Below are 24927 nucleotides of genomic sequence, written 5' to 3' on the forward strand. Positions count from 1 at the left end.
GTACGATAGCGTGAGCGGGTGGGATCTTCTGTTGCTTCTCAGCCCGTCGAACCGGCGACTTCTGCCGGTTTTGAGTACGTTTTTCCGGCTATCCGCGGCATCCAGGCCGGGCGCGAGTTCTACGTGTCCATGTGCCCACTGCGTCTCATCCCGAAGATCTTCCTCTTCGACGAGGATGAGTTGGCACCTGAGGTGCGCGCCCAGCGGATCTTGAACAAGGGACGGCTGCCAGCGCTGACGCGCTATCTCGTCGACAACCCCACCGACTACGTCTTCAGCGCACTGACGGCCTCCGTCGATGGCGACATGCGCTTCGAAGGCATCGCGGACAGCGGCGTAGGAATGCGAGCCGGCCAGATCTGCATCTCGATGGCCGCCCGGTTCCTGATTAACGACGGTCAGCACCGGCGTGCCGCAATCGAACAGGCCCTGAAGGAGAACCCCGACCTGGGCGAGGAGACGATCGCCGTGGTCTTCTTCCACGACGCCGGACTCGCCCGCTGTCAGCAGATGTTCGCCGACTTGAACCGGCATGCCGTGCGACCGCCGCGCTCCATCGGGGTCCTGTACGACCACCGTGACGATCTGGCGACTACGGCGCGGCTCCTGGCGATGCGCGGGCCAGTGTTCAAAGGCTTCGTTGAGATGGAGAGTTCCACGCTGTCCCAGCGCTCGCGCAAGCTGTTCACCTTGAGCTCTGTGTACTACGCCACCCAGTCCTTGCTGCAGGGCTTGGAGATCACGAAGGACCAGTCCCGGGAGCTGGCTGAGGCGTACTGGGCCGCGGTCGATGCGGTGATCCCGGAGTGGAAGCTGGTCCGGCGCCGGGAGCTGTCGGCGCAGGACGTCCGCCGCGACTACCTGCACACACATGGGATCGCGCTGCACGCGCTGGGGAGGGTAGGTAATTCGCTGCTGCGCAAGTCGCTGGCGCCGCGAAGCTGGACGCCGACGCTTAAGCGCCTGTCATCGGTGGACTGGTCGCGCGCCAACACCGACTGGGAGGGTCGTGCGCTGGTCGGCGGACGCGTATCCAAGAGCCACCACAACTTGACCTTGACCGTGAATTACCTGCGTCAGCACCTGAAGCTCGAGCTGAGCGCCGAGGAGCAGCGTGTAGAAGACGCTTACCTGCGAGGAGAGTCATGAGCACCCCCAAGGCGGCGGCGCCTTTCCAGGACCGGCCCCTGGCGAAGGTCGTCGAGGAGTTGACGGAGGAGATCCGCGAGCTCTACGTCGCTGATGAGGTGCCGTGGGTAGTCGGGTACAGCGGCGGCAAGGACTCCACGGCCGTCCTCCAGCTGGTGTGGCTCGCGCTCAAGGACCTACCGGCCGAACAGCGCACGAAGCCGGTGCACGTGATCAGCACCGACACCCTGGTGGAGAACCCCGTCGTCTCCGCATGGGTAGGCCAGTCCCTGGACACCATGCGCACCGCCGCGCAAGAACAGCAGCTGCCGATCGAGTCGCACAAACTGACCCCGGAGATCAAGGACACCTTCTGGGTCAGTCTGATCGGCAAGGGCTACCCCGCGCCCCGCCCGAAGTTCCGGTGGTGTACTGAGCGGTTGAAGATCAAGCCATCAAACGCCTTCATCCGGCGCGTCGTGCGCCGGCACGGCGAGGCGATCCTCGTGCTGGGAATCCGCAAGGCGGAGAGCCAAGCACGGGCAAGGGCGATGACCCGGCACGAGAGGGGGCGGGTCCGCGATCGGCTCTCGCCCAACGGCAACCTCCCCAACTCCCTCGTCTACAGCCCAATCGAGGCGTGGTCGACCGATGAGGTCTGGGCGTTCTTGATGCAGTACCCCAATCCGTGGGGCCACAAGAACAAGGACCTACTGACCATGTACCAGGGTGCGTCGGACGACTCCGAGTGCCCGCTGGTCGTCGACGACAGCACGCCTTCGTGCGGTGACAGCCGCTTCGGCTGCTGGACCTGCACGCTGGTGGAGCAGGACAAATCGATGACCGCCATGATCCGCAACGACGACGAGAAGCAGTGGATGCGGCCGTTGCTCAAGCTCCGCAACGAGCTCGACGACGTCACCAAAGAAGCCAAGACGCGGGACTTCCGCCGCATGAACGGCAACGTGCAGCTGTTCGGCGACCGGCCCATCCCCGGCCCCTACAAGCAGTCAGCCCGCGAGGACTGGCTACGCAAGCTCCTCGCCGCCCAAGCCCAGGTCCGCAAGAAGGCACCTGAGCACGTGCGCAACATTGAGCTGATCTCGATGGCGGAGCTACAGGAGATCCGCCGGATCTGGGTCTTCGAGAAGCACGAAGTCGAGGACTCCCTGCCGCAGATCTACGAGCAGGCAACCGGCGAGAAGTTCCCAGGACTGCCGCTCGACGAGCAGCTCGTCCTGGGCGCCGAGGAGATCGGCCTGCTCAAAGAGGCCTGCGAGGACGATCCGATCCACTTCTCGATGACCCGTGAGCTCCTCGCGATCGAGCGCCAGTATCGGACCATGACACGGCGGGCCGGCCTTTTCGAGGCCCTGGAGAAGGCGATCAAGAAGGGCTACTACGAGGACGCGGACGACGCGCTGCGGTTCGCCAAGCGGCTGCAGGCAATGCGCGAGAGCGACCCGACACAGACGACGGCGGACGAAGAGATCACCACCGATGCACCTGCATAACCTCACCCTGCACGACTTCGGCGCCTACCAGGGCCGGCAGAGCCTGGACCTTCGGGTGAAGCCCAAGCGCCCGATCGTCTTGATCGGCGGCCTGAACGGCTGCGGCAAGACGACCCTGCTCGACGCCATCCAGCTCGTGTTGTACGGGCCCAGGGCCCGCTGCAGCGGGCGCGGTAACCGCTCATACGACACCTACCTGCGTGAGAGCATCAACCGGGCAGCCGATCCGCAGCGCGGCGCCGAGCTGCGGCTGGAGTTCTCAATCACCGTCGAGGGCCGTCCCCGCACCTACGAAGTGGCCCGCACCTGGTTCGCCAAGGGCAAGCAGGTGCGGGAGAGCCTCGCCGTGACCGTGGACGGCAGGTACGACGACACGATCAGCGAGACATGGGCTGAGCACGTCGAGGAGATCCTCCCCCTCGAGGTGGCGTCGTTGTTCTTCTTCGACGGCGAGAAAGTGGAACAGCTCGCCGACCCCGAGCGGGCCGCCGACGTCATCGAAGCCGCCGTCCAGTCCCTTCTCGGCGTCAGGGCCGTTGAACAGCTGCGGACTGACCTGCTCGCCCTCCAGCGCCGCCAACGGCTGTCGCAGGAGGATCAGGGCATCCTGGATCAGATCCACGACCTCAAGGACAAGTCGCAGGCCGCGGCCCAGGAGGTCTCCGACCAGAGCCAGCTCCTGGCACATGCCACCTCGCACCTGGACGTCGCCCAGGCCCAGCTCGCCAAGATAGAGCGCGACTTCGAGCGCGCCGGGGGGAGGCTCTACGAGGAGCGGCGCGGGCTCGAGGCTGCGAAGGAGTCCACGGCAGAGCGTCTGGCCCAGACGCAAAAGGACCTTCGGGGCCTCGCCGAGGGGCCCCTGCCACTCCTGCTGCTGCGCGAGCAACTGGCTGCGCTGTCGGAACAGGCCGTGCGCGAGCAGGAGGCGGCCGAAGCTCGTCAGGTCATCGGCGTCCTTGAGAGGCGTGACGCCTGGCTGGTCGACCAGCTGCCGGACGGCGTGCCCGCCGCGGACCGCACGGCGCTGAAGAGGAAACTGACCGCGGACCGCAAGAAGCGCGCGGCAGCCACCGAACTGGCCCTGGACCTGTCCCTGCCGCCCGATCTCCCGCAGAAACTGTCGACGCTCGACGAGGTGCTGGAGACGGACGCAGCCCGCGCGGCGGAGCTCCTTCGCACCGCGGACAAGACCGTGCGCGAACTTCAGCAGGCCGAGCGCCAGTTGGCGGCCGTTCCCGAAGAGCAGCAGATCAAGACTTTGATCGAAGACCGCCAGCGGGCCTCCGAGGCGGTCATCGTCGCCCGCGCCGCAGTGGAGCATCACAGGGCGCTGGTCGCGGAGGCCAGGTCCCGACATGAGCGCCTCGAAGCGGACCTGGAGCGCGCGCGGCAGAAGAGGGTCAGGACGTTCGTCCGCGAGGAGGAGCTTCAGCGCGTCATCACCTATGCGGACAAGGCCCGCACCACGTTGGATCGGTTCGGCGAGGCGCTCCTGCGCAAGCACATCAGCAGCCTGGAGGTGGCTGTGCTGCGCAGCTTCCAGACGCTGATGCGCAAGAGCGGGCTGATCAAGGATCTGCGGATCGATACCGACAAGTTCACGCTCGCGCTGACCAACCGCGACGAGGAACCCATCGACCCCGCCCGGCTCAGCGCGGGAGAGCGGCAACTACTGGCCATCTCGCTACTGTGGGGGCTGGCTAAGGTCGCGGGCAACCGTCTACCCACAGTGATCGACACCCCGCTCGGGCGTCTGGACAGCCGCCATCGCGAGCACCTCGTCGACCGCTACTTCCCACACGCCGGCCGACAGGTCCTCCTCTTGTCCACAGACGAGGAGATCGACGAACACCTCCTTCAGCGGCTGAGGCCGTCCATCGCCCACAGTTACGTCCTCGTGCACGACGACACCACGTTCACCACCCGCGTCGCGGAGGGCTACTGGTGGACCGAGGGAGCCTTGCATGCCGTCTGAGATCACCATCCGACTGTCCCAGGCAGCCAAGGACCAGCTGTCCTGGCTCAAGCGCCACACTGGCCTGAGCCAGTGGAACGAGCTGTGCCGGTGGGCGCTGGCGCTGTCCCTGCGCGACCCCTCTACCCCGCTCGTGCGAGAGATCACCACCGACTCCAACGTCGAGATCGCCTGGAAGACCTTCGCTGGCCCGCACGGTGACGTCTACATGTCCCTGCTCAAGCAGAGGTGCGTCGCTGATGGGGACGAGCCCACCGACGCCGCCGTGACCAAGACGCTGCTTATCCACCTGCACCGCGGCATTGGCTTCCTCGCCGGACGCCAGGACCTGCGCTCCATCCAGAAGCTCATCGCCGTCACCGCCGAATAGGGCAACATCTGCCAGGACCCGCCTCCCTCATCGCTCGGGAGGCGGGTCCTGGCGTGTATGCCGCCGACGTTTTCCGACGGTTCGTCAAAAACCTTTGAGCCGCGCTGCAACAACTGCGTCTGCCACCCGACCTCTAGGAGTGAGGGGGCAGTTGGGCCGAAGCAGCCAGCTTCGAGCAAAACACCGTCACCTGTCAGTCCCGTCAAGTACTCTCAAGCGGACAACTCCATAACACCGCTTCACCTTTCGGACGTGTGCCACCGCATGGGGCCCACCACCAGACAATCCGGAGCGAACATGATCAGCCACCCCGTTGCCGGGGCGGTCACTGCTCTGCAGAAGCAGGCGCTGGCCAGCCGCGACACCTATGAGCTCGACCGCATCGATCGCGCCCTCGACGAGCTCCTGCGCAACCCGACGGACGCCTCCACCCCTGCTCAGCACCGCATCCGGTCGGCCATGGGGCACGCGTATGAGGCGCTGGAGCGTCGCCGCGCCATCGCCCCCGTAGTCCCGCTCAACCACGAGCGCGCCGACCACGGGTACGCCGACGCCCGCTACCTGGTCGTGGAGATCATGGCGTGGCTGCAGGCCGAGCCGGAACTCGCCAGCGCCGAGCGCGTCCTGCTCGACGACCTCGCTCGTGGCCACGACGCCGCCTCCATGGCCCGCCACCTCGATGTGCCGCTGCCGAGGATGCGCGAGCGCATCAGCCGCGCCCGCCGCCACGCCAGGACGCTCTGGCAGAATGCGGAGGCTGCGGCGTGACCCCCAGGCCCATACGGCTGCGGCCTTGGCTCGTCCGCGCCCTCATCCCGCCGCAGCGGATCGGCACCTACGTCCTGTACACGGCGGCCGGCCGCCCGACGTACATCGGCCGCAGCGACACTGACATCCGCCGACGGCTCCTTCGACACTGCACCGACCGGCACGGCGACTACTTCACCTACGACGTGCACCCCAGCGTGGCCGGGGCCTACGACGTCGAGTGCGCGCTGTTCCATCTCCTGGCGCCTCATGTGTCCAACCGCATCCACCCAGACCGGCCCGACTTCCACCCCACGCCGTGCGCGTTCTGCCTTCCCGGTCAGCGCGCCGCGAGACAGACCCGCCTCCACACCCAAGCCCAGGGACGCCATGAGTCCCTGTCCACCGACGCCAGCTAAGGACCCCTGATGACGACCCCGCTCTTCCTCTCCCCAGACGACCATCGCGCCGAACTCATCCAGGTGGACCGCGCACTGGACTCCATGCGCGACGCTGGCTTCGACCTCACCGCCGCCATCGGAGAGCCGCTGGACAACTCCATCGAGGCCGAGGCCACCTTGATGCGTGTGCTGCCGGTCTTCGGCCGCGGCAAGAAGACGATCGACAGCATGATCATCGCCGACAACGGTATCGGCATCGACCCCACTCAGATGCACCATGTGCTCTCCATGGGCTACAGCAGCCGCTACGGGAAGCGCGAGGGACTGGGACGGTTCGGCGTCGGCCTCAAGCTCGCCGGCCTCAGCCTGGGTGAGCGCATCGACATCTACAGCAAGCAGACCGGCAACCCGAAGATCTACCACAGTTACATCGACCTGCAGGAGATCCGAGACGGCAAGCAGCAGTACATCACCACCACCGAGGCAGAAGTCTGGCCCGCGGAGGCGGCCAAGCTGATGGTCGGGCGCGACGACCGGCCGTTCGCCTCCGGAACGGTCGTGGTATTCGGGAAGATTGACCGGCTATCCAGCGGCGGCACTTACGGCACCTCCCTCGACCAGAAGATCTCGGAACTGCGCAAGTTCATCGCCCGCGCGTACCGGACCTACATTGACACCGGTCGGGTGTTCGAGCTGGACGGCAAGGTCATCACGCTCCACGACCCGCTCTTCCTCCGGGACAACCCCAGGATCATCTCCCGCTACAAGCCGCTGGACCCGCGCGGCGAACTCGTCGAGGAAACCGACCTGACCATCGACGGCCACAAGGTGCACGTCGCGGTCGCCATCGTCCCCAAGGAATTCCGCCCCTGGCAGGGAGCAGGCGGCGAGACGGACCACAAGGGTCAGGACATCACCGAGTTCCAGATCAACGCCGACAACACGGCCAAGATCAGCATCCTGCGCAACGGCCGCGAGATCTACTACGACATCATCCCGCGCCTGCTTGAGGGCGGACGCAGCGACAAGGTGCTGCGCTACGTCGCGGTGGAGGTGAGCTTCCCTGCGGAGCTGGACGAGTACTTCCAGGTACGCAACGTCAAGCGCGGGGCGGAACCGGTCAGCAAGCTGCGGACCGAACTGCGGGAGTGGCTCAAGCCCCCGGTGAAGCAGGCCCTTAGGCAGGTCCGTGCTATGTGGAAGGAGACAGAGACCCAGAAGCGGTTCGAGAACGGCGAGCACAGCGGCAGCATGGACACCGCCTCCAAGGTCGTCCCCGCCCTTCCTAACGGCCTGGCCGGCCGGGGGGCAACCCCCGAGCAGGAGGAGAAGGTGGTTCAGCAAGCCGCCGCGGATATGGGCCTGGACGCCAACGAGGACGCCGCCAAGATCGAAAAGCTGCGCGAGCAGATCAACTCCAAGCCCATCACGCTGCTGGACGCACAGTGGCCAGGCAAGGAGTTCCTGGTGATTCACCACCTCAACGGCAAGTCCGTGGTCAAGCTCAACCACCGCCATGCGTTCTTCGACAAGGTGTACGCGCCGTTGAAGAAGGTCGCCGACGAGGGCGCGCAGGGCATGGAGCCGGAGGAGCTCACCGACCTGGCTCGCCGAGCGGAGGCAGCCATCGACCTGCTCTTCATGGGCTACGCACGAGCGGAGGGTATGTACGAGGACCCCGAGCGCTTCGACGATCTGCGCACCTACTGGGGCATGTTCACAGAAGCGCTGCTGCGCGAGGAATTCAAGGACCAGTGAGGCGGTGTGGGCGGGTCGCCTCCGGCGACCCGCCCACGGCGCCGCTCCCGTGCACCACCGGCCGCCGATGTTCGCGTGAGGACCCAACTCCCGGACCGCCGTACAGCCGTGCGGCCCCATGAGCACCTTCTCCTGCCGCCTGCTGCGGCACGACCGTCTTCAGAGAGGCAACGTAAGGATGTATGGCGCAGGCTCCAAGATCACTTTCCGTGACTACGTGCAGGGCACCTGGGGCAGCTTTGACACTCCCGCCGGCCGGGTCGACTACATCATGACCAAGGCCAGGCTCGGAGGAGACGCCGACGCGCCCGAGCGGCAGCTCACCAAGAGCCTGGTCCCGGTTCGGGAGGTCATGGACGCGGGAGATCTTGACTTCAACCAGCTGCTCCAACGTGACCTGGACGATCACCGGGTGGCTGTCAACCTCATCCCGTACCTGCTCAAGCAGAAGTCCACCGGTCCGGCGTTCTTCCCTCCGATCGTGGCCGTGCTCCTGCCGTTTCAGAACAAGCGGCCGACCGCCTTCCCTGCGCTGGGGGCCCCGACCTCGGTCGAGCATGACGATGCGCAATGGCAGGAGGAGCGGGCCGCCAACGCCTTCCGGGTGCACCGTCTCGTCGGCGCCGACGGACAGCTCCACGGGGCAAACCTCGGCAAACTGTGGTGGAACCAGTCGGAGTCGAGTCTTGTCGTCCTCGACGGCCAGCACCGGGCAATGGCGTTGCTGGCCATCGAGCGGACCCTGTCCCGTAGTTGGCAGGGCAGCGGCGAGCAGTTCCGCCCCTTCTACCAGCACCAGGTCGAGCACCTGCTCCACGAGTACCAGGTCTCCGAGGTGGACTTGGCGAAGATCGAGGTGCCGGTGACGGTCTGCTGGTTCCCGGGCGAGACTGGCGAGTCCTCTCGGGCGCATGAGGCGGCGCGCAAGCTGTTCGTCGACGTCAACAAGGAGGCGCGCCCGCCGAGCGAGTCCCGGATCATCCTGCTGTCCGACGGCGAGCTGTCCAACGTACTCACCCGCAGTCTGCTGAGTGCCCTGCGTGGCCGCAGCGGCACGTATCTGCCGCTGTACGCCGTGGAGTACGACAACCCCGAGGTGAACACCAGCCGCCCCGCCCGCTGGTCGGTCATGACGAACATCCACCTGCTCAAGATGGCCGTCAACCGCTGCATCTTCGGCCCGCCCAAGTACCTCACCAACCTCGCTCAGCCGATCAGCGGCAGAGAGAAGGGCGAGGAACGCGACCGCTTCATGCGCACACAGCTCGACTTGGTCAGCCTCCTGCCGGACTACCTCGACGACGCCGGCTACCCCTACGACCTGGACGGCATCGGCGACACCAAGTTTCCCCTCGGCCGCTCGGAGGCCCTGGCCAGCAGGTTCATGGACACCTGGGGCCAGGCAATCTTGACTCTCCTGTCCCGGACCGCGCCGTACGCCGCCCACGCAGCCAGCCTCACCAACTTCAAGGACAGCTGGCACACCGCGAACACCCACGCCCAGCTCGCCCATGACGCCCTGTTCGGCGGCGTCGGGATCTACTGGACTCTGCGCGACAGCTACGACCACTACCAGGCCAACCGCACGCAGGACGGCCCGAAACCGCCGAAGTCAGACGTGATCCGGGCCTGGGAGGCTCAGAAGGAGAAGGAGAACGAGTTCGACGAGCACCGCGCCCACGAATACCTCGGCTCGGTCCGCCCGGACGCCGTCAGGCGCTGCAAGATCGCCTTCGGCGTCTTCAACACGCATGCCTGCCAGCTCGGCATGATCATGACCCTCGGCTCCTTGTGGGAGATGCGCAAGAACCAACCCGGGGGCGCCGACCTCAAGGATCTTCCTGCATTCGCGGAAGCCCTGGTCACGGCATGGAACACCTTCTTCGAGATGGACCGGGGCCGCGCCCGCGACCGCAGGTACGCCTTTAGCAAGGACTGCAGCAACCCGATAAACCAGATCGCCAACATGGATACCCCCAACGCGGTGTACTTCCGGTACTTCTGGATGCAGGCCCTCACCATGCCCTCTGTCTGGCAGCACATCTCCCCGTGGCTGACCGACCGAGACGCCTTCGATGCTGGGCTCGGCGACGCCCGGCGCCTCTACCTGGACCTGTGCGTCAAGCAGCAGTGCAAGGCCCTGGAGATCAGCCAGCCCGCGCTCGACTCTGACAAACGGGAGGAGCAGGCAAAGAAGCTGGCCACCAGCGCGCTCAAGAAGGCCCTCCGCAACTGGTTCGGGGTGTCGGACCAGGAGTTCGAAGCATGGCGGGCCAACCAGCCCGTCAGGGCCATTCAGGCCGAACTGGACCTGGACGAGGAGAATCCCTCCGGCGCGGAAGAAGATCTCGACAGTCAGTAACCCCCGAGCGCGGGGCGGTCAAGCAAACGGCAAAGCCCAGCACCGTCGCAGGCCATCCGCGACAGCGCGAACCGCCCCGCAGCTCAAGACAGTCTGATGCGCTGCTCCTCCGGGCCGAGTCGCCGGCCTTGCCCGGCTGCTCCCACATCGACGGGGAGACAATACGGAGGCACTTCGAAACCACTGATGCAAGAATAGCGAGATCAACTAAAGCCCTCGTGTAGCATGCTCCCTGATAGACAAGGGTGCCGCCGGAAGAGAGCAGGTCAGATGAGCGAGGGGAACTCCCTGTGGTCGGCCGCACTGTTCGGCCAGGACACGTTGCGGATCCAGGGCGCAGTAGAGGCCGGCTTGCTCGACACCCGCGACGCGATGCTTGATGTCCACGCGGTCGCTCGGTCCGGGAAGCAGTACGCGGCAGCCGGCGCCCGGATGACTAACCAGTTCGACCGAGTCGCCGAGCACGTCCTCGACCTGGAGATCGACGGCACGCGCATGGTGCCAGTTGGCACCTTCTACGAACTGGTGCTGGTCCGCAACACCTTGCTGTACCCGTTCCGCATCGACACCCAAAAGCGCTCCGACCCCGGAGAGAAGTGGCCCCGGAAGATCACCAAGATCGTGGCGGAGCTGTTCTCCGCATTCGGCCCGCAGGCGCGTTGGGCGGAGGAGGCATTGCCGGGAATCGGAGTTGAGCCGCCTGAGCCGGATCTGCGGCGGTCGCTGGCTGAACTCGCCGAGCTCAGCCCCCGGCCGGCACTCGTACTGATCCCATATGTAATGAACCTCTCCGGGCTGCACGGCGCCTGGTGGGGGCAGGCGAACTTGCTGGACGGTGCGGGTCATCTCGACTGGGCTTCGCGGTTCACCGCCCTGTCTGTTGAACAGCCCGGCCGCCCGGCTTCGGTGCCGCATTCGCGTGCCGCGCAGCCCGTGTTCGACTCCGGCGAGCTCCCGCACGTGATGCTGGCCACCCGCTCTGAGCCAGAGCGGAACATGATTCGTAAGCTGGACATGCCGGTGAAGACCGAGCATGAGGCCTCCGAATCCGACACGGCGAAGAGTGATGAGCACTGAACAGCCCACCCTCCCAGGTGTCGACCACGCCGACCTTCATGACCTGAACCGGGGCTTCGAAGCCGCGCGGCTCACCCAGGCCCGGCACCTCGCCGGGCTTACCAAGAAGCAGGTGGCGGACGCCATCGGCGTCACGGCCGCCGCAGTCGGGCAGTACGAGACGGGGAGCAACAAGCCCCGGCCCGAACTGATCGGACGCCTCGCCACGGTTCTGGATGTTCCCGCGACTTTCTTCCTCGCCGGTAGGGCCATTGGCACGTTGAACGCGTCCATGGCCCACTTCCGAGCCCTGCGCTCTACCTCAGGTGCCCAGCGCAACCGGGCCCTGGGGTTCGCCGGTCAAGTCTGGGAACTCACCCATGCCCTGGAGAAGCGGGTACAGCTTCCCTTGGTCAATCTGCCCGGATTTGCAGGCGGGGAGGTACACCCCGGAACCGAGCTGCCCGCCGAGCCGATCGCCGCCGCCCGGGCCCTTCGCCAGCACTGGGCGCTGGGCCAGGGACCCATGGGGCACTTGGTGAGGCGGATGGAGTCCCATGGGATCGTCGTTGTCTCACCTCCGGTGGACGACGCGTTGAGCAAGGTCGACGCCTTCGCCAGCGCTGGCCTGCCCAGGCCACTGGCCGTTATCACCGCCAACCGGGCCGACGATGTCTACCGGTACCGCTTCAGCGCCGCCCACGAGCTGGGGCACTTGGTGCTGCACGCTACAGCGACGGGCGACGCCCAGCAGGAGCGGGAGGCCGACACCTTCGCTGCGGAGTTCCTTACTCCCAGGAACAGCATCCTGCCGGTACTCCCACGACGCCTGGACTTCGCGCAGCTCGCCACCCTCTCGCGTACCTGGGGTGTATCGGTGCACTCGCTGGTCTACCGGTGCCGCGAGCTCGGACTGATCTCCGATTCCACTGCCAGCCGTGCCTACCAGCGGCTACGTGGCCTGCGCCAGCAACCGGGCTTTTCCCCAGAGCCGGTCAGCCACTTCCCCGGCGAGCAACCGATCATGCTGCGCTCTGCCTTCGAACTGGCAGATCAAGACACCGGCCTGACCATCCGGGACCTGGCACGTGAGCTCGCCTGGAAACCGGCGCGAGTCCGCGAGCTGTTGGGCCTGCCAGACACCCGACCGGTCCTCCGGCTTGTCTGATTTTTGTTCGCATCCCAGTGGGAGAGAGATCCGCTTTTCAGATTGGCCATCGCAGCTGGAATACGCCGCCGTGGATTGGGATTGGCTCCTGTCGTAGAGACGGCGGGAGGGTGAGGCCAGGTGACCGACCTGAAGTTGTTCCGGGTGGACGGCGATGGCCGGGACGTCGAGGTGCGTGGATCGGCGGCGGTGTTGGAGCGCAACCTCCAGCGTCGGATCGAGGCCAGCATGGAGCAGATGCTCGGCATCCGTTTCCTTGCCTCCGAGTACCCGACGGGACCGTGGCACCGGGGCAGAATCGACTCGCTCGGCCTGGACGAGAACGGCACACCTGCGCTGATCGAGTACAAGAAGGGCTCTGACAGCGGGGTGCTGTCGCAGGCCGTCTCCTATCTGTCCTGGCTGGACTCGGCGCACCACGAGTTCGAGGCGTTGGTCCGGAAGGTGTTGGGCGCGGAGGTCGCCGAGTCCATCGACTGGCGTCGACCGCGGGTGGTCTGCATCGCGGCCGGCTTCTCCCACCACGATCGCGTGGCCGTGCAGCGACTGCCCGAGCGGATCGATCTGGTGCGCTACCGCGTCTTCGAGGGCGGCCTGCTGAGCCTGCTGCTCGTCGGCACCTCGCCCGGCTCCCCGGCTGCCTCTGCGTCTCGGCGGAACCGGGAGCGGGACGTGGCGGTCGGCAGCGCGCCGACAGCACTGGTGACTCCTCCGTCGGCGGGTGCCGGGCTCGTCCCGGCGTGCTTGCGGGACTTGTACGCGGAGCTGGACGACGCACTCACGGCGTGGGGCGAGGTCGAGGTGGCGACGCTGCGGCACTACATCGCTTACCGGCGGCTGATGAACGTGGCATCGGTGATCTTCCGTCCGAAGCACGGGGCGATCCTGGTCTATCTCAGACTCGCCCCGGACACGGTCGCGTTGGAGGAGGGCTTCACCCGGGATATGCGCGGTATCGGCCACCTCGGGACCGGCGACCTGGAGGTGCGTATCGCCTCGGCAGCCGACCTAGAGAAGGCCGTACCGCTGATCCGGTGGGCGTTCGAGGCGGCCTGACGCAAGAGGAAGGGCGGCTGGTGCGTCGGTTTCTCGATGCACCAGCCGCCCTTATCCGTCTGCGGTCCGTCGGCCCCGGTTCGTTCGCTCTCACGCTCATGCGTCCGGTCCTGCAAGCACGAAGTCGTCCTGGGTCAGCTCCGCTCGGAGCCTCGCCTCGGCAACGTCGGCGTAATGCGCGGAGAGCTCGACCCCCACGAACTGCCGGCCCTCGCGCAAGGCCGCGACGCCTGTGGAACCGCTGCCGGTGAAGGGATCGAGGACGGTGCCGCCTTCGGGGCAGATCTGCACGAGCTGCTGCATGATCTCGACCGGCTTCTGGGTGATGTGGACCCGGTCCTTGCGGGGCTGGGAGGCGATGAAGTGGCCGGGCAGGTAGAGGTCCCGGTCCTTTTCGAGGCTGCCCTTGACGCCCCAGACGATGAACTCGGCCGACTGCTTGAACCCGCCCTTGCGGGGCCGGCTGGCGGGCTTGATCCAGGGGATCGTTCCGCTCCAGGTCCAGCCTGCCATCTGCAGGGCGTCGGACGTCGTCGGCTCCTGGCGCCAGTCGGAGAAGACCATGGCGACGGAGTGCTCGGTCGCGGCCCGGTACGCCTCGGTAAGCAGTGCGGTCAGCCAGCTTCGGTAGCTCCGCTGGTCCCGGTTCTCGCCAGGGAAGTTCTGCAGGTCGTGCGCCGATCCGGCCGTGACGTACTTGGCGCGGGCGGTGCGGCCGGTGCGGTCCGAGCTGGTGCGTCCGCCGGAGTTGTACGGGGGGTCGGTGATGACGGCGTTGACGCTCTCGTCCGGGAGGTTCTTCAGCACGGTGAGGGCGTCGCCTCGGTGCAGCGTGTAGCTCATGTGCGGGGCCTCTTTCAGGGCACGACGGGACTGGGCCAGCTCCGGAGTGCGGTCAACAGCAGGCGGTCGGAGCGGGGTTGCGCCGGAGGTTAGCCGCGATTTCCGGCCGCACCTAACGAGCCTGTGCCGTGGTTCGGGCCCGGTTCGGCAGTCGTTTGGTGCGGCCGGAATCCCGGTCTACTGTCTCGCCACGTCACCGAGGCGGAGCCCGACTCCACCCCTGCTGACCTGTGCTGATCCGTGTTTCCGCGTCCAAGGACGCGGGCCGGAAGGCACGTTGGCTCCCCGTTCCCGAAGCCGTGAGGAGACCCGGTGCACCGCCTGAGATTACGAGCGCGGCTGGCTGCCGCGCATGACCTGAGCCCGGCGTCAGGGAGCTACCAACTCCCCTGACCCGGGCCCGCCCTGAGAGGCGGATTCACATCGGCGCGGTGTCGACGGCTTTGCACGAGAAGTCGGCACCGCGCCTCCTACGAACCGCGAGGAGCCGCTGCGATGCAGCACGCCCTGATACGCCCACGCCCTGACCCAACACCGTTGCCCGGCCGGATTCTCCGCCCCGGCGAACGGCGGCGGCGATGAAGAAGACCACCGGAGCGGTCGTCGGTTTCTTCGCCTCCGGTCCGCTCCTGCTGGCCGTTCCGGTCCTCGCCGTCGGCGCCGGGACTGCTACGGCCTCCTGCTCGACCGGCGGCCCACAGGCTGTGGATACCTCGGCCGTCGCCGCTCAGGTGAAGGCGATCCTGGACAGCGGCGGCAAGGACACGGTCTCCGTGCCGGGCCTGGGAGACCCGGCCGAGCAGATTCCCAACGCCAAGACCATCCAGGCCACCGGCGTCGCGATGAACATCCCGGCCCGGGGCCAGATCGTGGCTCTGGCGACAGCCCTGCAGGAAAGTGGCCTGCGGAACCTGACCTACGGCGACCGCGACTCGCTGGGCTTGTTCCAGCAGCGGCCGTCGCAGGGGTGGGGCACCGCGAACGAGATCCTCGACCCGGTGCACGCCTCGACGAAGTTCTACGAGGCGTTGGAAAAGGTCTCGGGCTGGCAGTCCCTGTCGGTCACCCAGGCCGCCCAAGCGGTGCAGAGGTCCGGCTTCCCCGAGGCTTACGCGAAGTGGGAGCCCCTTGCCACCGCCTTGCAGCAGGCGATCGAGCCGCTGTTGTCGAAGGCCGGCGGCACGTCGCCGAGCCCTTCGCCGTCCGGCTCGGACAGCACGGCCAGCGCCGCGTCGAGTACTGCGGGCGGCTGTACGGCCGACGGGGACGGCACCGACTTTGGAACCATCCCGCCCGGCGCGGTGCCGACCGGATACAAGATCCCGGCAGACGCTCCACCCAAGGTCCAGACAGCGATCCGCTGGGCGCTCGGCCAACTCGGCACCCCGTACCAGTGGGGCGGGAGTTGCACCGACTCCCACGGGACCGACCCCATGGGCCGCTGCGACTGCTCCTCGTTGATGCAGCAGGCGTACAGGGCCGCCGGGGTCACCCTCACGCGGACGACGTACACGCAGGTCAAGGAGGGCAAGCCGGTATCGGTCGACGCTCTCCGGCCCGGTGACCTCGTCTTCACCGAAGGGACTGCCGAAGTCCCGGAACACGTCGGGATGGTCGTCGGCCAAGGCCTGATCGTGCACGCCCCGCGCACCGGGGACGTGGTCCGCCTCGCGACCCTCGCGTCCTGGAAGCCGCAGATTCTCGCGGCCCGCCGAGTCGTCTGACCGGCGCTTCTCCCCCTCCCCCTCCCCCTCCTGCACTGGCGCTTCGCCCCCTCGGGGCTTTGGCGTGCACCAAATCGAACTGGAGTTCACAACTATGTACCTCGTCGACACGGTCGTCCAGCTCGCCTACGACCCCGGGATCAAGCCGAACGAGGGCGGGCTGCCGGGTCTGTCGGTCCTCAAGCAGGTGATGGGCTCGATCAACCTCTTCGGGATCATCGCCGTGGTCGGCGCGCTCGCCGTCAGTGCGGGCGTGTGGGCCTGGGGCCACCACTCCGGCGGCCACCAGGCCGAGGCCAACGGCAAGAAGGGCGTGCTGGTCAGCGCCGGCGCGGCCCTCCTGTTGGGTGCCGCGAACGGCGTGGTGGCGTTCTTCAGCACGCTGGGAAGCCAGGTCCGCTGATGTCTTCCCGCTCCACGAACCCCGGCGGCGCTTCTCGCGTGCGCCGCCGGGCGCTGCTCGGCACCGCTGTCCTGGCGGTGCTCGTCGCCCTCGCCGGCCTGACCGCCTACATCACCCGCGACGGCAGGACCTCATCCAAAACTCCCGCAACGCAGGTGAGTTCGGCTTCCCCCTCTGCCCCGACCGCTTCTGCTTCCGCCTCGTCACGACCGCACAGCAGCCGCGGCGACCTGCCGGTTCCCCCGTCCACGCACGACCCGATCGCCTTCGGCAAGGCGGCAGCCGCGGCGCTGTGGTCCTACGACACCCGCGCCTACTCCCAGCGCGAGCTGGTGGCCGCCCTGCGCGGGTGGCTGACCAGCGAGAAGAAGTACGCCGACACCGCCTCGGTCGACGCGCTTGTCCCCTCGCGCGCGCTGTGGAAGCAGATGGCCGCCAACGGCCAGTTCGCCACCGCCACCGTGAACGAGGCGCACTTCCCCGACTCGTTCACCCAGGCCCTGCAGGCGGACCCCGGGGCGATCACCACCGCGTACGTCTACGCCGTGACGGTCTCCGGCAAACAGTCGATCGCCTGGAAAGGCTCGCCGCACGGCGGCGCCGAGAACCGCGTCACCACCCTCGCGGTCCAGTGCCGCCCCTCCCAGCCCTGCGCCCTGGCCGGTGTCCTGTCGGCCGTCGCGCCCTGACCCCCAACCCAGAAAGGAGGTACCGCCATGGGAGTCTGCGACTTTCCGCTGATGGACAAGGTCTGCGGCGCCGTCGACTTCGCCACCAACCCCGCCGGGACCGTCACCGACGGCATCGGGGCGTGGATCGCGAAGTCAGCGGGCGAGCTGGCCGCCAGCGCGGCCGATCTCGCCGCCAGGGCCGTCAACGAGACCACCGCCATCGATCTCAACGCCGGTTGGTTCCGGGACAACTACGAGCTGCTGTTGCCCATTGGCCTCGCCTTGACCGTCGGCACGTTCTGCATCCAGTTGATGCTCGCGGCCTGGCGACGGGACGAACGCGCACTCGCCCAAGCCGCGATCGGCACGATGACCGGCGTCCTCTTCTCCTTCTGCGCCGTAGCCTTCACCTCCGTCGCCATCACGGTGGTCGACGCCCTGTCCGACGGCCTGTTCCAAGCGGCTAACACCTCGGTGGACGACGCGATCCGCCGCGTCATCAAGGTCAACCAGTTGGGGCCGATGTACGCCCTCGGCTGGACCATCCCAGCCCTGGTCGCCTTCGGCTGCGCGATCGGCGCGTTCATGTACTGGGGCGTGATGGTCGCCCGCAAGGTCGGCGTCCTGATCATGGTCGCCCTCGCCGTCTTCGCCGGAGCCGGTGGTGGCTGGGAGGTCGCCAAGCGCTGGCGGCGGGGTTGGATCGAGGCAACGGCCACCCTGGTCGTGTCAAAACTGCTGATGACCGTGGTCTTCCTGATCGGCGTCTCGGCCATGGGCAAGTCCGACGCCACGGACGGCATGGCCGCCCTCTCCGACGCGATGGCCGGCATCGTCGTGATGGTCCTGGTCCTGCTCTGCCCGTACGCCACCTACAAGTTCGTCCACTGGGCGAGTGACGGCGGCGGACACGACGACCTGCACCGTACCGGCGTCGCCGGCATGACGGTCGCCGCAGGCGCGGCGAAGACCGCAGGCAGCCTCGCGATGCAGGCCAGCACCGGCACTCCCGCTCCGCAGGGGCCGAGCAAGGTCCCCGGCGCGGGCAGCGACGGTGTCGCCTCCGGCATCAACCCCACCGGCGGAAACCTGAGCAAGGAGGGTATCGACGCCGGACCTCCGAAGCCGCAGACCCGCTTCCGGTACGGCGAGGACCCGAACGCCTCCGGCGACAAGGGCCGCGCCCTGATCCAGCGCCCCGGCATCCCCGCTCTGATCACACGGCCTGCCGACAGCGAAGCAGGAGGCTCCGAGGGCGCTCCCTTCGCCCCTCAGCCCGCTGGCGCGTCGATTCCGGGCAGCAGCTTGACCCGCGTGGGTGCCGCTCCGCCCGGGGGTCCCGCCGCACCATCGCCGCCCTCCACCGGTCCCTCGGCGACCGGCTCCCCGACTCCGACGAGCTGGGTCTACCCCGACCAGCCGCCGTCGGGGTCCTGACCCACCACTCGGGGGCGGGCTGCTTCCCTCCGGCCCGCCCCCTTCCCCGACCCCACGGGTGGAGTCCTGCGATGACCTCCGGAAGAGCGCCACGCCTCCGCCTCGTCCCGCCCGCTCCCACTGTCTGGAACCGCCATGTCTGACAACCGCCAGGCCGAAGCCACCACGGCCACCGTGAAGTTCCCGCACCGCAGCAGGCGCGGCATCCTGCTCGGCCTGACCGCCCCGCAGCTGATCGTCGTGAGCCTCACCGGCTTGCTCCTGCTCGCCGTGATCCTCGCCCGTGGCGTGGTCGGCGCTCTCGAACTCGTCCCGCTGTGGGCCGCCATCGCCCTGCTCGTCTTCGTCCGCTACCGAGGCCGAGCCTTGGCCGACTGGGCTCCGATCGTCACCCGGTACGTGCTCCGCCGGATGCGGGGCCAGTTGATCTGGCTCGTCCGGCCCTCCCGCCGCCCGGTCCGCGATGGACTCCTCCACCTGCCCGGTACCGCCGCCAGCCTGCGTGTGGTCACCGCACCCGACCGCCGGTACGGCGCGGTCCACGATCCCCACGCCGGCACGTTGACCGCTGTCGTCAAGGTGTCCTCCCGCGCCTACGCGCTGCTCGACCCGGGCACCCAGAACGCCAACGTCAACGGCTGGGGGCGTGCTCTCGCCGCACTGGCCCGCACCGGTCAGGTCGCCCGGATCCAGGTGATCGAGCGCACCGTGCCGGACTCCGGCGACGCCCTTCGCCGGTACTGGGAGGAGCACGGCCAGCCCGATGCCCCGGCGGCCGGGCAGGTCTACAGCGAGCTGATCCAGAGCGCCGGCCCGGCTGCGGCTCCGCACGAGGCGTACGTCGCCATCTCGCTGGACGCCAAGGCCGCGCGACGCCTGATCAACCAGGCCGGTGGTGGTCTGACCGGGTCGTTCAGCGTCCTGGCGCAGTTGACCTCGACCTTCGACCAGGCCGCGCGCACCGCCGGGCTCAACCCCACCGGCTGGCTCACCGCCCGCGAGATCGCGGCAGTCGTACGAACGGCGTACGACCCCAAGGCCCTTTCCGCACTGGACCGTTGGTCCTCTTCCGGGCGCCCCGAGGCCGACGCAGCCGCAGCCGGCCCGGTCGTGGTCGTCGAGAAGTCGGACCACATCGCGACCGACTCCGCCGTCCACTCCACGTACTGGGTGGAGAACTGGCCCCGCACCGAGACGTCAGCGGGCTTCCTGCACCAGCTGCTGTTCACCGCCGGAGTGCGGCGAACCCTGTCGCTGTCGTACGAGCCGAAAGGGCTGGACGCCGCCCTGCGTGATGTCCAGCGCAAGAAAGCCAGCGTGATCGCGGACGCCGCCGAGCGGGCGCGGCGTGGCCAGGTCGACTCCGAAGCGGACTCCATCGAGTACCAGGACATCAAGTCCCGTGAGCGGCAGCTCATCGCCGGCCACGCGGATGTTGCCCTGACCGGCCTGCTGACCGTCTCGGCCGACTCCGAGGAGGAACTTCGTTCCGCCTGCGCGGTCGTGGAGACCGCGGCGGTCGGCGCCCAGCTCGACCTCCGGCCGCTCACCTGGCAGCAGGCCGAGGCGTTCACCGCCGCCGCCATGCCGCTCGCCCTCGCCGTCTGATGCCGGCCCTCCCCCCTTCCGAAAGAGCACCGCCATGTCCCGCACCGCCAGCCCGACCGCGCAGGACTTCGTGCCCTTCGCCACCGCCGCGCTCGACTTTCACCGCGCGCTCAACGTGCCAGGCGGTCCTCTCGTCACCACCCGCGCCGAACTGGACGCCCTGCACGCCCACCTCGTCTCGCTGCACGGCCTGCTCGATGCCCACGCCGCCCGCACGGGCCAGCTCACGCCGATCGAGGGCGACCAGCTCAGCGCCGCCCGCACCCGGGTCTGGCAGGCCGCGGACCACGTCCACGTCGCCTATCACGCGGCCCCCCGGCCCGGCTCCGGTGAGGTCCCCGACCGCGAGGCGTGCCGGGCCGGCCTGCCGGAAGGCGCACCGGAGCTGACCATCTGCCAGCGCCACCAGCGCACCGCGCACCTGGTCCGACGCCGTACCACCCCGGCCGACCTCCACGCTCCGTTCACCGGCCTCGTCCGCCACTGACCCTGCCTTCCGTCTGGAGAATCGTTCATGCCCCGTACTCGTGCCAGCGCCTCCCATCTGTTCGTCCCGCGCAAGTCGTCGCGGGCCGAGCAGCGCGCCGCCCGCGCCGGTTTCGCCGAGGCCCGGCGCCAGGCCCGCCTCGCCGGAGCCCCGCCCAAGCGCCGCGACGAGGAGACCTTCGACCCGGAGCTGCGGCCGACCTATCCGCCGTCCGGACGCCCGGGCTCCTCCTCGGCACGCGGTGGCAAGCTCAGCCTGCCCGCCCACCGGATGACCACCGCCACGGTGTCCGGGGCCTATCCCTTCCTCGCCGAGGGTGGCCTGGGCGCGGAGGGCATCTTCATCGGCCGCGACGTCCACGCGGAGGCCGCGTTCTGCTACGACCCGTTCTCGCTGTACAGCAGCGGCCGGGTCGAGGGCTTCACCAATCCCAACGCGGTCCTGGCCGGGATCATCGGCATGGGCAAGTCCGCGCTGGCCAAGTCCATCGCCACCCGGGCGATCGCCCATGGTTACCGGGTCTACGTGCCCTGCGACCCCAAGGGCGAGTGGACGGCCGTCGCGCAGGCTCTCGGCGGCTACAGCATCGCGCTGGGTCCGGGGCTCCCGGGCAGGCTGAACCCCTTGGATGCTCCGGCCCGGCCCGCCTCGGTGAGCGAGGACGACTGGTCAACGGAGGTCCGCAAGCGCCGTCTCCTGCTCTTGGCCGGCCTCGCGCGAACCGTGCTGAAGCGCGATCTCCAGCCGATGGAACACACTGCCCTCGATCTCGCGCTGGACCTGGTCGTCACCGAAGCCGAGGCAGGCGGCACCGTGCCCCTGCTCGGCAAGATCGCGCACACTCTCGGCTCACCCGAGCACCTTGACCGGGCTCTCGGCGACCAGGCCGGGCGTATGGGGGCCGCAGCGCAGGACCTCGCGCATGCCCTGCGCCGTCTGGTCCACGGCGACTTGAGCGGCATGTTCGACGCGCCCTCGACCGTGGCCTTCGACCCGACCACCCCGATGCTGTCCATCGACCTCTCCCGCCTGGGCGGCGCGGGGGACGACACCGCGCTGGTCCTCGCGATGACCTGCGCGAGCGCCTGGATGGAGTCCGCGCTCGCGGACCCGGACGGCGGCCGACGCTGGGTGATCTACGACGAGGCGTGGCGCGTGATGCGGCACGTCGGCCTGTTGGAGCGCATGCAGAGCCAGTGGAAGCTCAGCCGAGGGCTCGGCATCGCCAACCTGATGGTCATCCACCGCCTCAGCGATCTACTGAGCGCGGGCGACGCCGGCTCGCGTGGCCGGGTGCTGGCCGAGGGCCTCCTCGCCGACTGCTCCACCCGCATCATCTACCGCCAGGAGCCCGACCAGCTCGCCGCAGCTGCGTCGCTGCTCGGCCTGACCGGTATCGAAACCCAGGCCGTGTCCGCCCTGACCAAGGGCCGGGGCCTGTGGAAAGTCGCAGGTCGGAGCTTCATCACGCAGCACATCCTGCATCCGGCCGAGCGCGAACTGTTCGACACGGACGCCCGGATGCATGCAGACCCCCGCGAGTTCACCGTAACTGACAAGTCCTCAGTTCTTGGACCGAGCAGGGAGGCGCGGCAGTGAGCCCCCATGAGGTCTCGGGTTCCCGGTCCGGGCTCGCCCCCGGTCTCCGGATCGGTGCGATCGAGGACGCCGCCCCGCTCCAGCGCCACCCAACGACCGGCCCGGCCGCGAGTCCGGACAGCGGCTCACCGGCAACTGACGGGAACGACCGCCTCGCCGCAGCCCGGACCGAGGAGTTCACCGACCTGTTCCGCGAGGCCGTCACGGAGGACTTCGGCGCGGTGGCCCGCCTGCACCAGATGCTCGAAACTGCCTCCGAGTGGTGTCGCACCCACGGTGCCCGAAGCAGCGCGTCCGAGCTGGACACCATCGCTTCCCGGTTGACCGACCTCGGCGAAGAGCTGCATCTCGTCGCGGACAACGTCGACCACGAGATCCACTCCCGGGCGCACCAAGCGGCAACAGCGGCCCGCTTCTCGCCAGCGGCGTCTGCCCGGGGAACCTCCCCCGGCCAGCGGAACGACGCTCCATCGCCTGTCCCACCATCCGTCGCGCGCTCGCTGCCGCGTTCGCGGTGAGGCACCCGTACAGAAACGAGTAACGACCATGCCTACCTCTCCCGACTCCTCCGCCACCCCTGATCGCCAGCCGCAAGATGCCGACGAACGGGCGGCATGGCGGGCGCGTGTCCAGGCCCTGGCCTCCGCTGCTGACGGCATCAGGCAGGCCTCGGACCAGTGGGACGCGGTCTCCGACTCGTACTGCGACGAGGACGGGTGGCCCGTCGACGAGACCGGCTACGCCGACGGCAAGGTGACCCGGGACGCCGCCGCCTGGGAGCACGTCGAGACCTTCCTGGCCCACGGCCCCGAAGTCCTCGCCAGTGTCCGGGCCGCCGCGCAACCGGCCGACTACCTTGACGGCCCGATCAGCGCCGACCTGCTGCGCCTGCGGGGGATCGACTCCGCACTGGAGCGAGCGGGCGAGATCCGCCGCGAGTGGGATCAGGTCATCGCGCTCATGGAGGGGTCCATGCCCGGGTCGCGGGAGCTCTACGAGGAACGAGCCCGCGAGATCCGCAACTCCGAAGGCTGGCACTACGCCGACGAACTCAGCTACAGCGGAGCGGCGTTGGCCAGGGCTGCCGATCACCTGGCCGACCGGATCGGCGATGACCAGTCCGCTCACACCGGGCGTGTCCAGGCGGCCCTGGCCCGATCCGCCTCCGCCCAGCACGGTGCCTCCGCCGCTTCGCCACCCGCCTCGGCGACGTCCGACCCCCCTGCCGTGCGCCGCTCGCGCTGAAACCTCTAGCACCGACCTCCGGCAAGGCCAAACCGTCCGATCGCCGGATCCTCAACGAACGCCAACACCCCTGCAGTCCCCGCCCGGCTGCGGCTTCCCGCCGCCGTCGATCGCTGGGGACGGCCGGCCACGGAGAAGCCCACATGCGCCCCGATCAGACCCTGGTCACCCTCCAGCGGGAGGGCACACGCATAACGGCGCGCACCAGCGAACCCTTCATCCAGGAAGCCGCCGCTGGCGCGTCGGAGCATGACCACCCGTACAGGCACCTGACCACGCCGCTTCGGCAACGCGGACTGTCCTGCACCGTCGAGTACGGCCTCAGCGACCACATCGTCCACGCCGAACTTCCCGACGGCAGCGCCCTGATCATCTCTCCGCCCCAGGAACCGCCCACCGACCACCCACCCGGGCATCCGGAGAGCTGGTTGGTGACGCGCGGGCATCCTGACGACTCCACGCTCCATGAAGTGATCTACGACTCGGAGCCCGACGGTCCCCACGCCCGACATGGCGGCAGCATCCCCCGCCTGCTCGCCGCCATCGACACTCGCCTGGACCAGCTCGGCCTGTCGACCCGACCGGAACCGCGGCGACCTGCCCAGGAGAGCGGCGCCGACGCGGTGCTCCACCGTGCGGGCTTCGTCCCCGTCGTGCTGTTTCGCGAGCGCTTCCACCGGCTGCCCTCCGCCATGACCGACCCGGTCGAGCAGCGGCAGATGGTGACCCGGGCCGTCGACATGCTTCAGGCCGAGGGCTTCGACGTCTCGTGCGATCCCAGCCTCCTAGACCCCAGCCTGCCGCCTCCCGGCCATCAAAGGCTCAGTCTCGGCGACCGGCTCGGCCACCTGACCCAGTCCATCCGGTCGGCGTCACACACGGGCGAAGTCGTCGCCGCGCTGAGCGAGCTGACCGCTCCCGGTGACGGCGTTCTCCAGCGCGTCGTGGAGTCCCTCAACACGACGGCCGACTGGTGGGAGGGCCTGGGCGAACCCTCCGACCCCCACTACGCGAACCGGCTGCGCTACATCGCCCAGAAGCTCGACGCCTACGCGTTGGACATTCGGTCCATGCGCGGCGTGCTCGCCGACCGGCACACCGACCACCCCGGCAAGCTCCAGGCCCGGGTGGGCCAAGTCGCCCCGGAGGAACCGGCGGCGTCCCGGGTCGCCGCCGCTCTCGCGGTCTCGCCGACCGCACGGCGCACGACCCCAGCCGCGCCGCCGTCTGCTTCAGCCGCACCTCCCTCCCTGCCTCCCGCCCGCCCCTCGTCCGCGCCCGGTCGCTGACCGCCGCCCAGCTTGGAGCCCGCCATGTCCCGCACCAGCAGAACCGTCCCCGCCCTCGACCGCCCCGCTCCCCCTGCGCCCAT

At 68.5% G+C, this 24927-nt stretch carries 22 protein-coding genes; 21 read left to right on the forward strand and 1 reads right to left on the reverse strand.

Annotated features, from left to right (window positions below; genetic code table 11):
* Positions 1-18: 18 nt before the first annotated feature.
* From dndB to PUR53_RS31805, 11 genes are all read left to right on the forward strand, one after another.
* A complete protein-coding gene (gene dndB, locus PUR53_RS31755) occupies positions 19-1149 on the forward strand; it encodes a DNA sulfur modification protein DndB (protein ID WP_329910479.1) in 1131 nt (376 codons plus the stop codon).
* The gene (dndC, locus tag PUR53_RS31760; protein ID WP_329910481.1) at positions 1146-2642 is read left to right on the forward strand and encodes a DNA phosphorothioation system sulfurtransferase DndC; all 1497 of its coding nucleotides are present in this window, start codon (positions 1146-1148) and stop codon (positions 2640-2642) included. The genes dndB and dndC overlap by 4 nt, the downstream gene beginning before the upstream one ends.
* On the forward strand, positions 2629-4620 hold the full coding sequence (gene dndD, locus PUR53_RS31765; protein WP_329910482.1) for a DNA sulfur modification protein DndD: 1992 nt from the start codon (positions 2629-2631) through the stop codon (positions 4618-4620). Before dndC ends, dndD begins: the two co-directional genes overlap by 14 nt.
* The gene (gene dndE / locus PUR53_RS31770; protein WP_329910483.1) at positions 4610-4990 is read left to right on the forward strand and encodes a DNA sulfur modification protein DndE; all 381 of its coding nucleotides are present in this window, start codon (positions 4610-4612) and stop codon (positions 4988-4990) included. Before dndD ends, dndE begins: the two co-directional genes overlap by 11 nt.
* 297 nt (positions 4991-5287) lie before the next feature.
* Positions 5288-5758 carry a hypothetical protein gene (locus PUR53_RS31775; RefSeq protein ID WP_329910484.1) on the forward strand — a complete coding sequence of 157 codons (471 nt, stop codon included), beginning with the start codon at positions 5288-5290 and terminating at the stop codon, positions 5756-5758.
* Positions 5755-6156: a GIY-YIG nuclease family protein gene (locus tag PUR53_RS31780; RefSeq protein WP_329910485.1), complete on the forward strand. Its 402-nt coding sequence runs from the start codon at positions 5755-5757 to the stop codon at positions 6154-6156. The genes PUR53_RS31775 and PUR53_RS31780 overlap by 4 nt, the downstream gene beginning before the upstream one ends.
* Before the next feature lie 9 nt (positions 6157-6165).
* Positions 6166-7896 (forward strand): ATP-binding protein, encoded by a 1731-nt coding sequence (locus PUR53_RS31785; protein ID WP_329910486.1) that lies wholly within the window; start codon positions 6166-6168, stop codon positions 7894-7896.
* 178 nt (positions 7897-8074) lie between these two features.
* Complete coding sequence (locus PUR53_RS31790) at positions 8075-10258, forward strand: hypothetical protein (protein WP_329910487.1); 2184 nt, start codon at positions 8075-8077, stop codon at positions 10256-10258.
* Between the two features lie 270 nt (positions 10259-10528).
* Complete coding sequence (locus tag PUR53_RS31795) at positions 10529-11335, forward strand: hypothetical protein (RefSeq protein ID WP_329910488.1); 807 nt, start codon at positions 10529-10531, stop codon at positions 11333-11335.
* Complete coding sequence (locus PUR53_RS31800; RefSeq protein ID WP_329910489.1) at positions 11325-12482, forward strand: helix-turn-helix domain-containing protein; 1158 nt, start codon at positions 11325-11327, stop codon at positions 12480-12482. The genes PUR53_RS31795 and PUR53_RS31800 overlap by 11 nt, the downstream gene beginning before the upstream one ends.
* A 120-nt stretch (positions 12483-12602) precedes the next feature.
* On the forward strand, positions 12603-13538 hold the full coding sequence (locus PUR53_RS31805) for a DUF5655 domain-containing protein (protein WP_329910490.1): 936 nt from the start codon (positions 12603-12605) through the stop codon (positions 13536-13538).
* 96 nt (positions 13539-13634) lie between these two features.
* Here PUR53_RS31805 and PUR53_RS31810 read toward each other — a convergent pair whose 3' ends face one another.
* Positions 13635-14381 carry a DNA-methyltransferase gene (locus tag PUR53_RS31810; protein ID WP_329910491.1) on the reverse strand — a complete coding sequence of 249 codons (747 nt, stop codon included), beginning with the start codon at positions 14379-14381 and terminating at the stop codon, positions 13635-13637.
* A 578-nt stretch (positions 14382-14959) separates the two neighbouring features.
* Here PUR53_RS31810 and PUR53_RS31815 point away from each other — a divergent pair.
* The 10 genes from PUR53_RS31815 (at position 14960) to PUR53_RS31860 (ending at position 24844) form a co-directional block, all read left to right on the forward strand.
* Positions 14960-16105, forward strand: coding sequence for a C40 family peptidase (locus PUR53_RS31815; RefSeq protein ID WP_329910492.1), 1146 nt, complete (start codon positions 14960-14962; stop codon positions 16103-16105).
* Positions 16106-16199: 94 nt separating this feature from the next.
* The gene (locus PUR53_RS31820; RefSeq protein WP_067020063.1) at positions 16200-16508 is read left to right on the forward strand and encodes a DUF6112 family protein; all 309 of its coding nucleotides are present in this window, start codon (positions 16200-16202) and stop codon (positions 16506-16508) included.
* On the forward strand, positions 16508-17197 hold the full coding sequence (locus tag PUR53_RS31825) for a hypothetical protein (protein ID WP_329910493.1): 690 nt from the start codon (positions 16508-16510) through the stop codon (positions 17195-17197). The genes PUR53_RS31820 and PUR53_RS31825 overlap by 1 nt, the downstream gene beginning before the upstream one ends.
* 27 nt (positions 17198-17224) lie before the next feature.
* Positions 17225-18616: an SCO6881 family protein gene (locus tag PUR53_RS31830; protein ID WP_329910494.1), complete on the forward strand. Its 1392-nt coding sequence runs from the start codon at positions 17225-17227 to the stop codon at positions 18614-18616.
* Between the two features lie 135 nt (positions 18617-18751).
* Entirely contained in the window at positions 18752-20224 is a 1473-nt protein-coding gene (locus PUR53_RS31835; RefSeq protein ID WP_329910496.1) for an SCO6880 family protein, read from the forward strand.
* Positions 20225-20258: 34 nt separating this feature from the next.
* Positions 20259-20711, forward strand: coding sequence for a DUF6238 family protein (locus PUR53_RS31840; RefSeq protein ID WP_329910497.1), 453 nt, complete (start codon positions 20259-20261; stop codon positions 20709-20711).
* Positions 20712-20738: 27 nt separating this feature from the next.
* Positions 20739-22310: an ATP-binding protein gene (locus PUR53_RS31845; RefSeq protein ID WP_329910498.1), complete on the forward strand. Its 1572-nt coding sequence runs from the start codon at positions 20739-20741 to the stop codon at positions 22308-22310.
* A complete protein-coding gene (locus PUR53_RS31850; protein WP_329910500.1) occupies positions 22307-22828 on the forward strand; it encodes a hypothetical protein in 522 nt (173 codons plus the stop codon). Before PUR53_RS31845 ends, PUR53_RS31850 begins: the two co-directional genes overlap by 4 nt.
* Before the next feature lie 28 nt (positions 22829-22856).
* Complete coding sequence (locus PUR53_RS31855; protein WP_329910501.1) at positions 22857-23555, forward strand: hypothetical protein; 699 nt, start codon at positions 22857-22859, stop codon at positions 23553-23555.
* A gap of 143 nt (positions 23556-23698) precedes the next feature.
* The gene (locus tag PUR53_RS31860; RefSeq protein ID WP_329910502.1) at positions 23699-24844 is read left to right on the forward strand and encodes a hypothetical protein; all 1146 of its coding nucleotides are present in this window, start codon (positions 23699-23701) and stop codon (positions 24842-24844) included.
* Positions 24845-24927 lie beyond the last annotated feature (83 nt).

It is taken from the genome of Streptomyces sp. SP18BB07 (assembly GCF_036322545.1).
In the GTDB taxonomy this organism is placed as follows: Bacteria; Actinomycetota; Actinomycetes; order Streptomycetales; family Streptomycetaceae; genus Streptomyces; species Streptomyces deccanensis.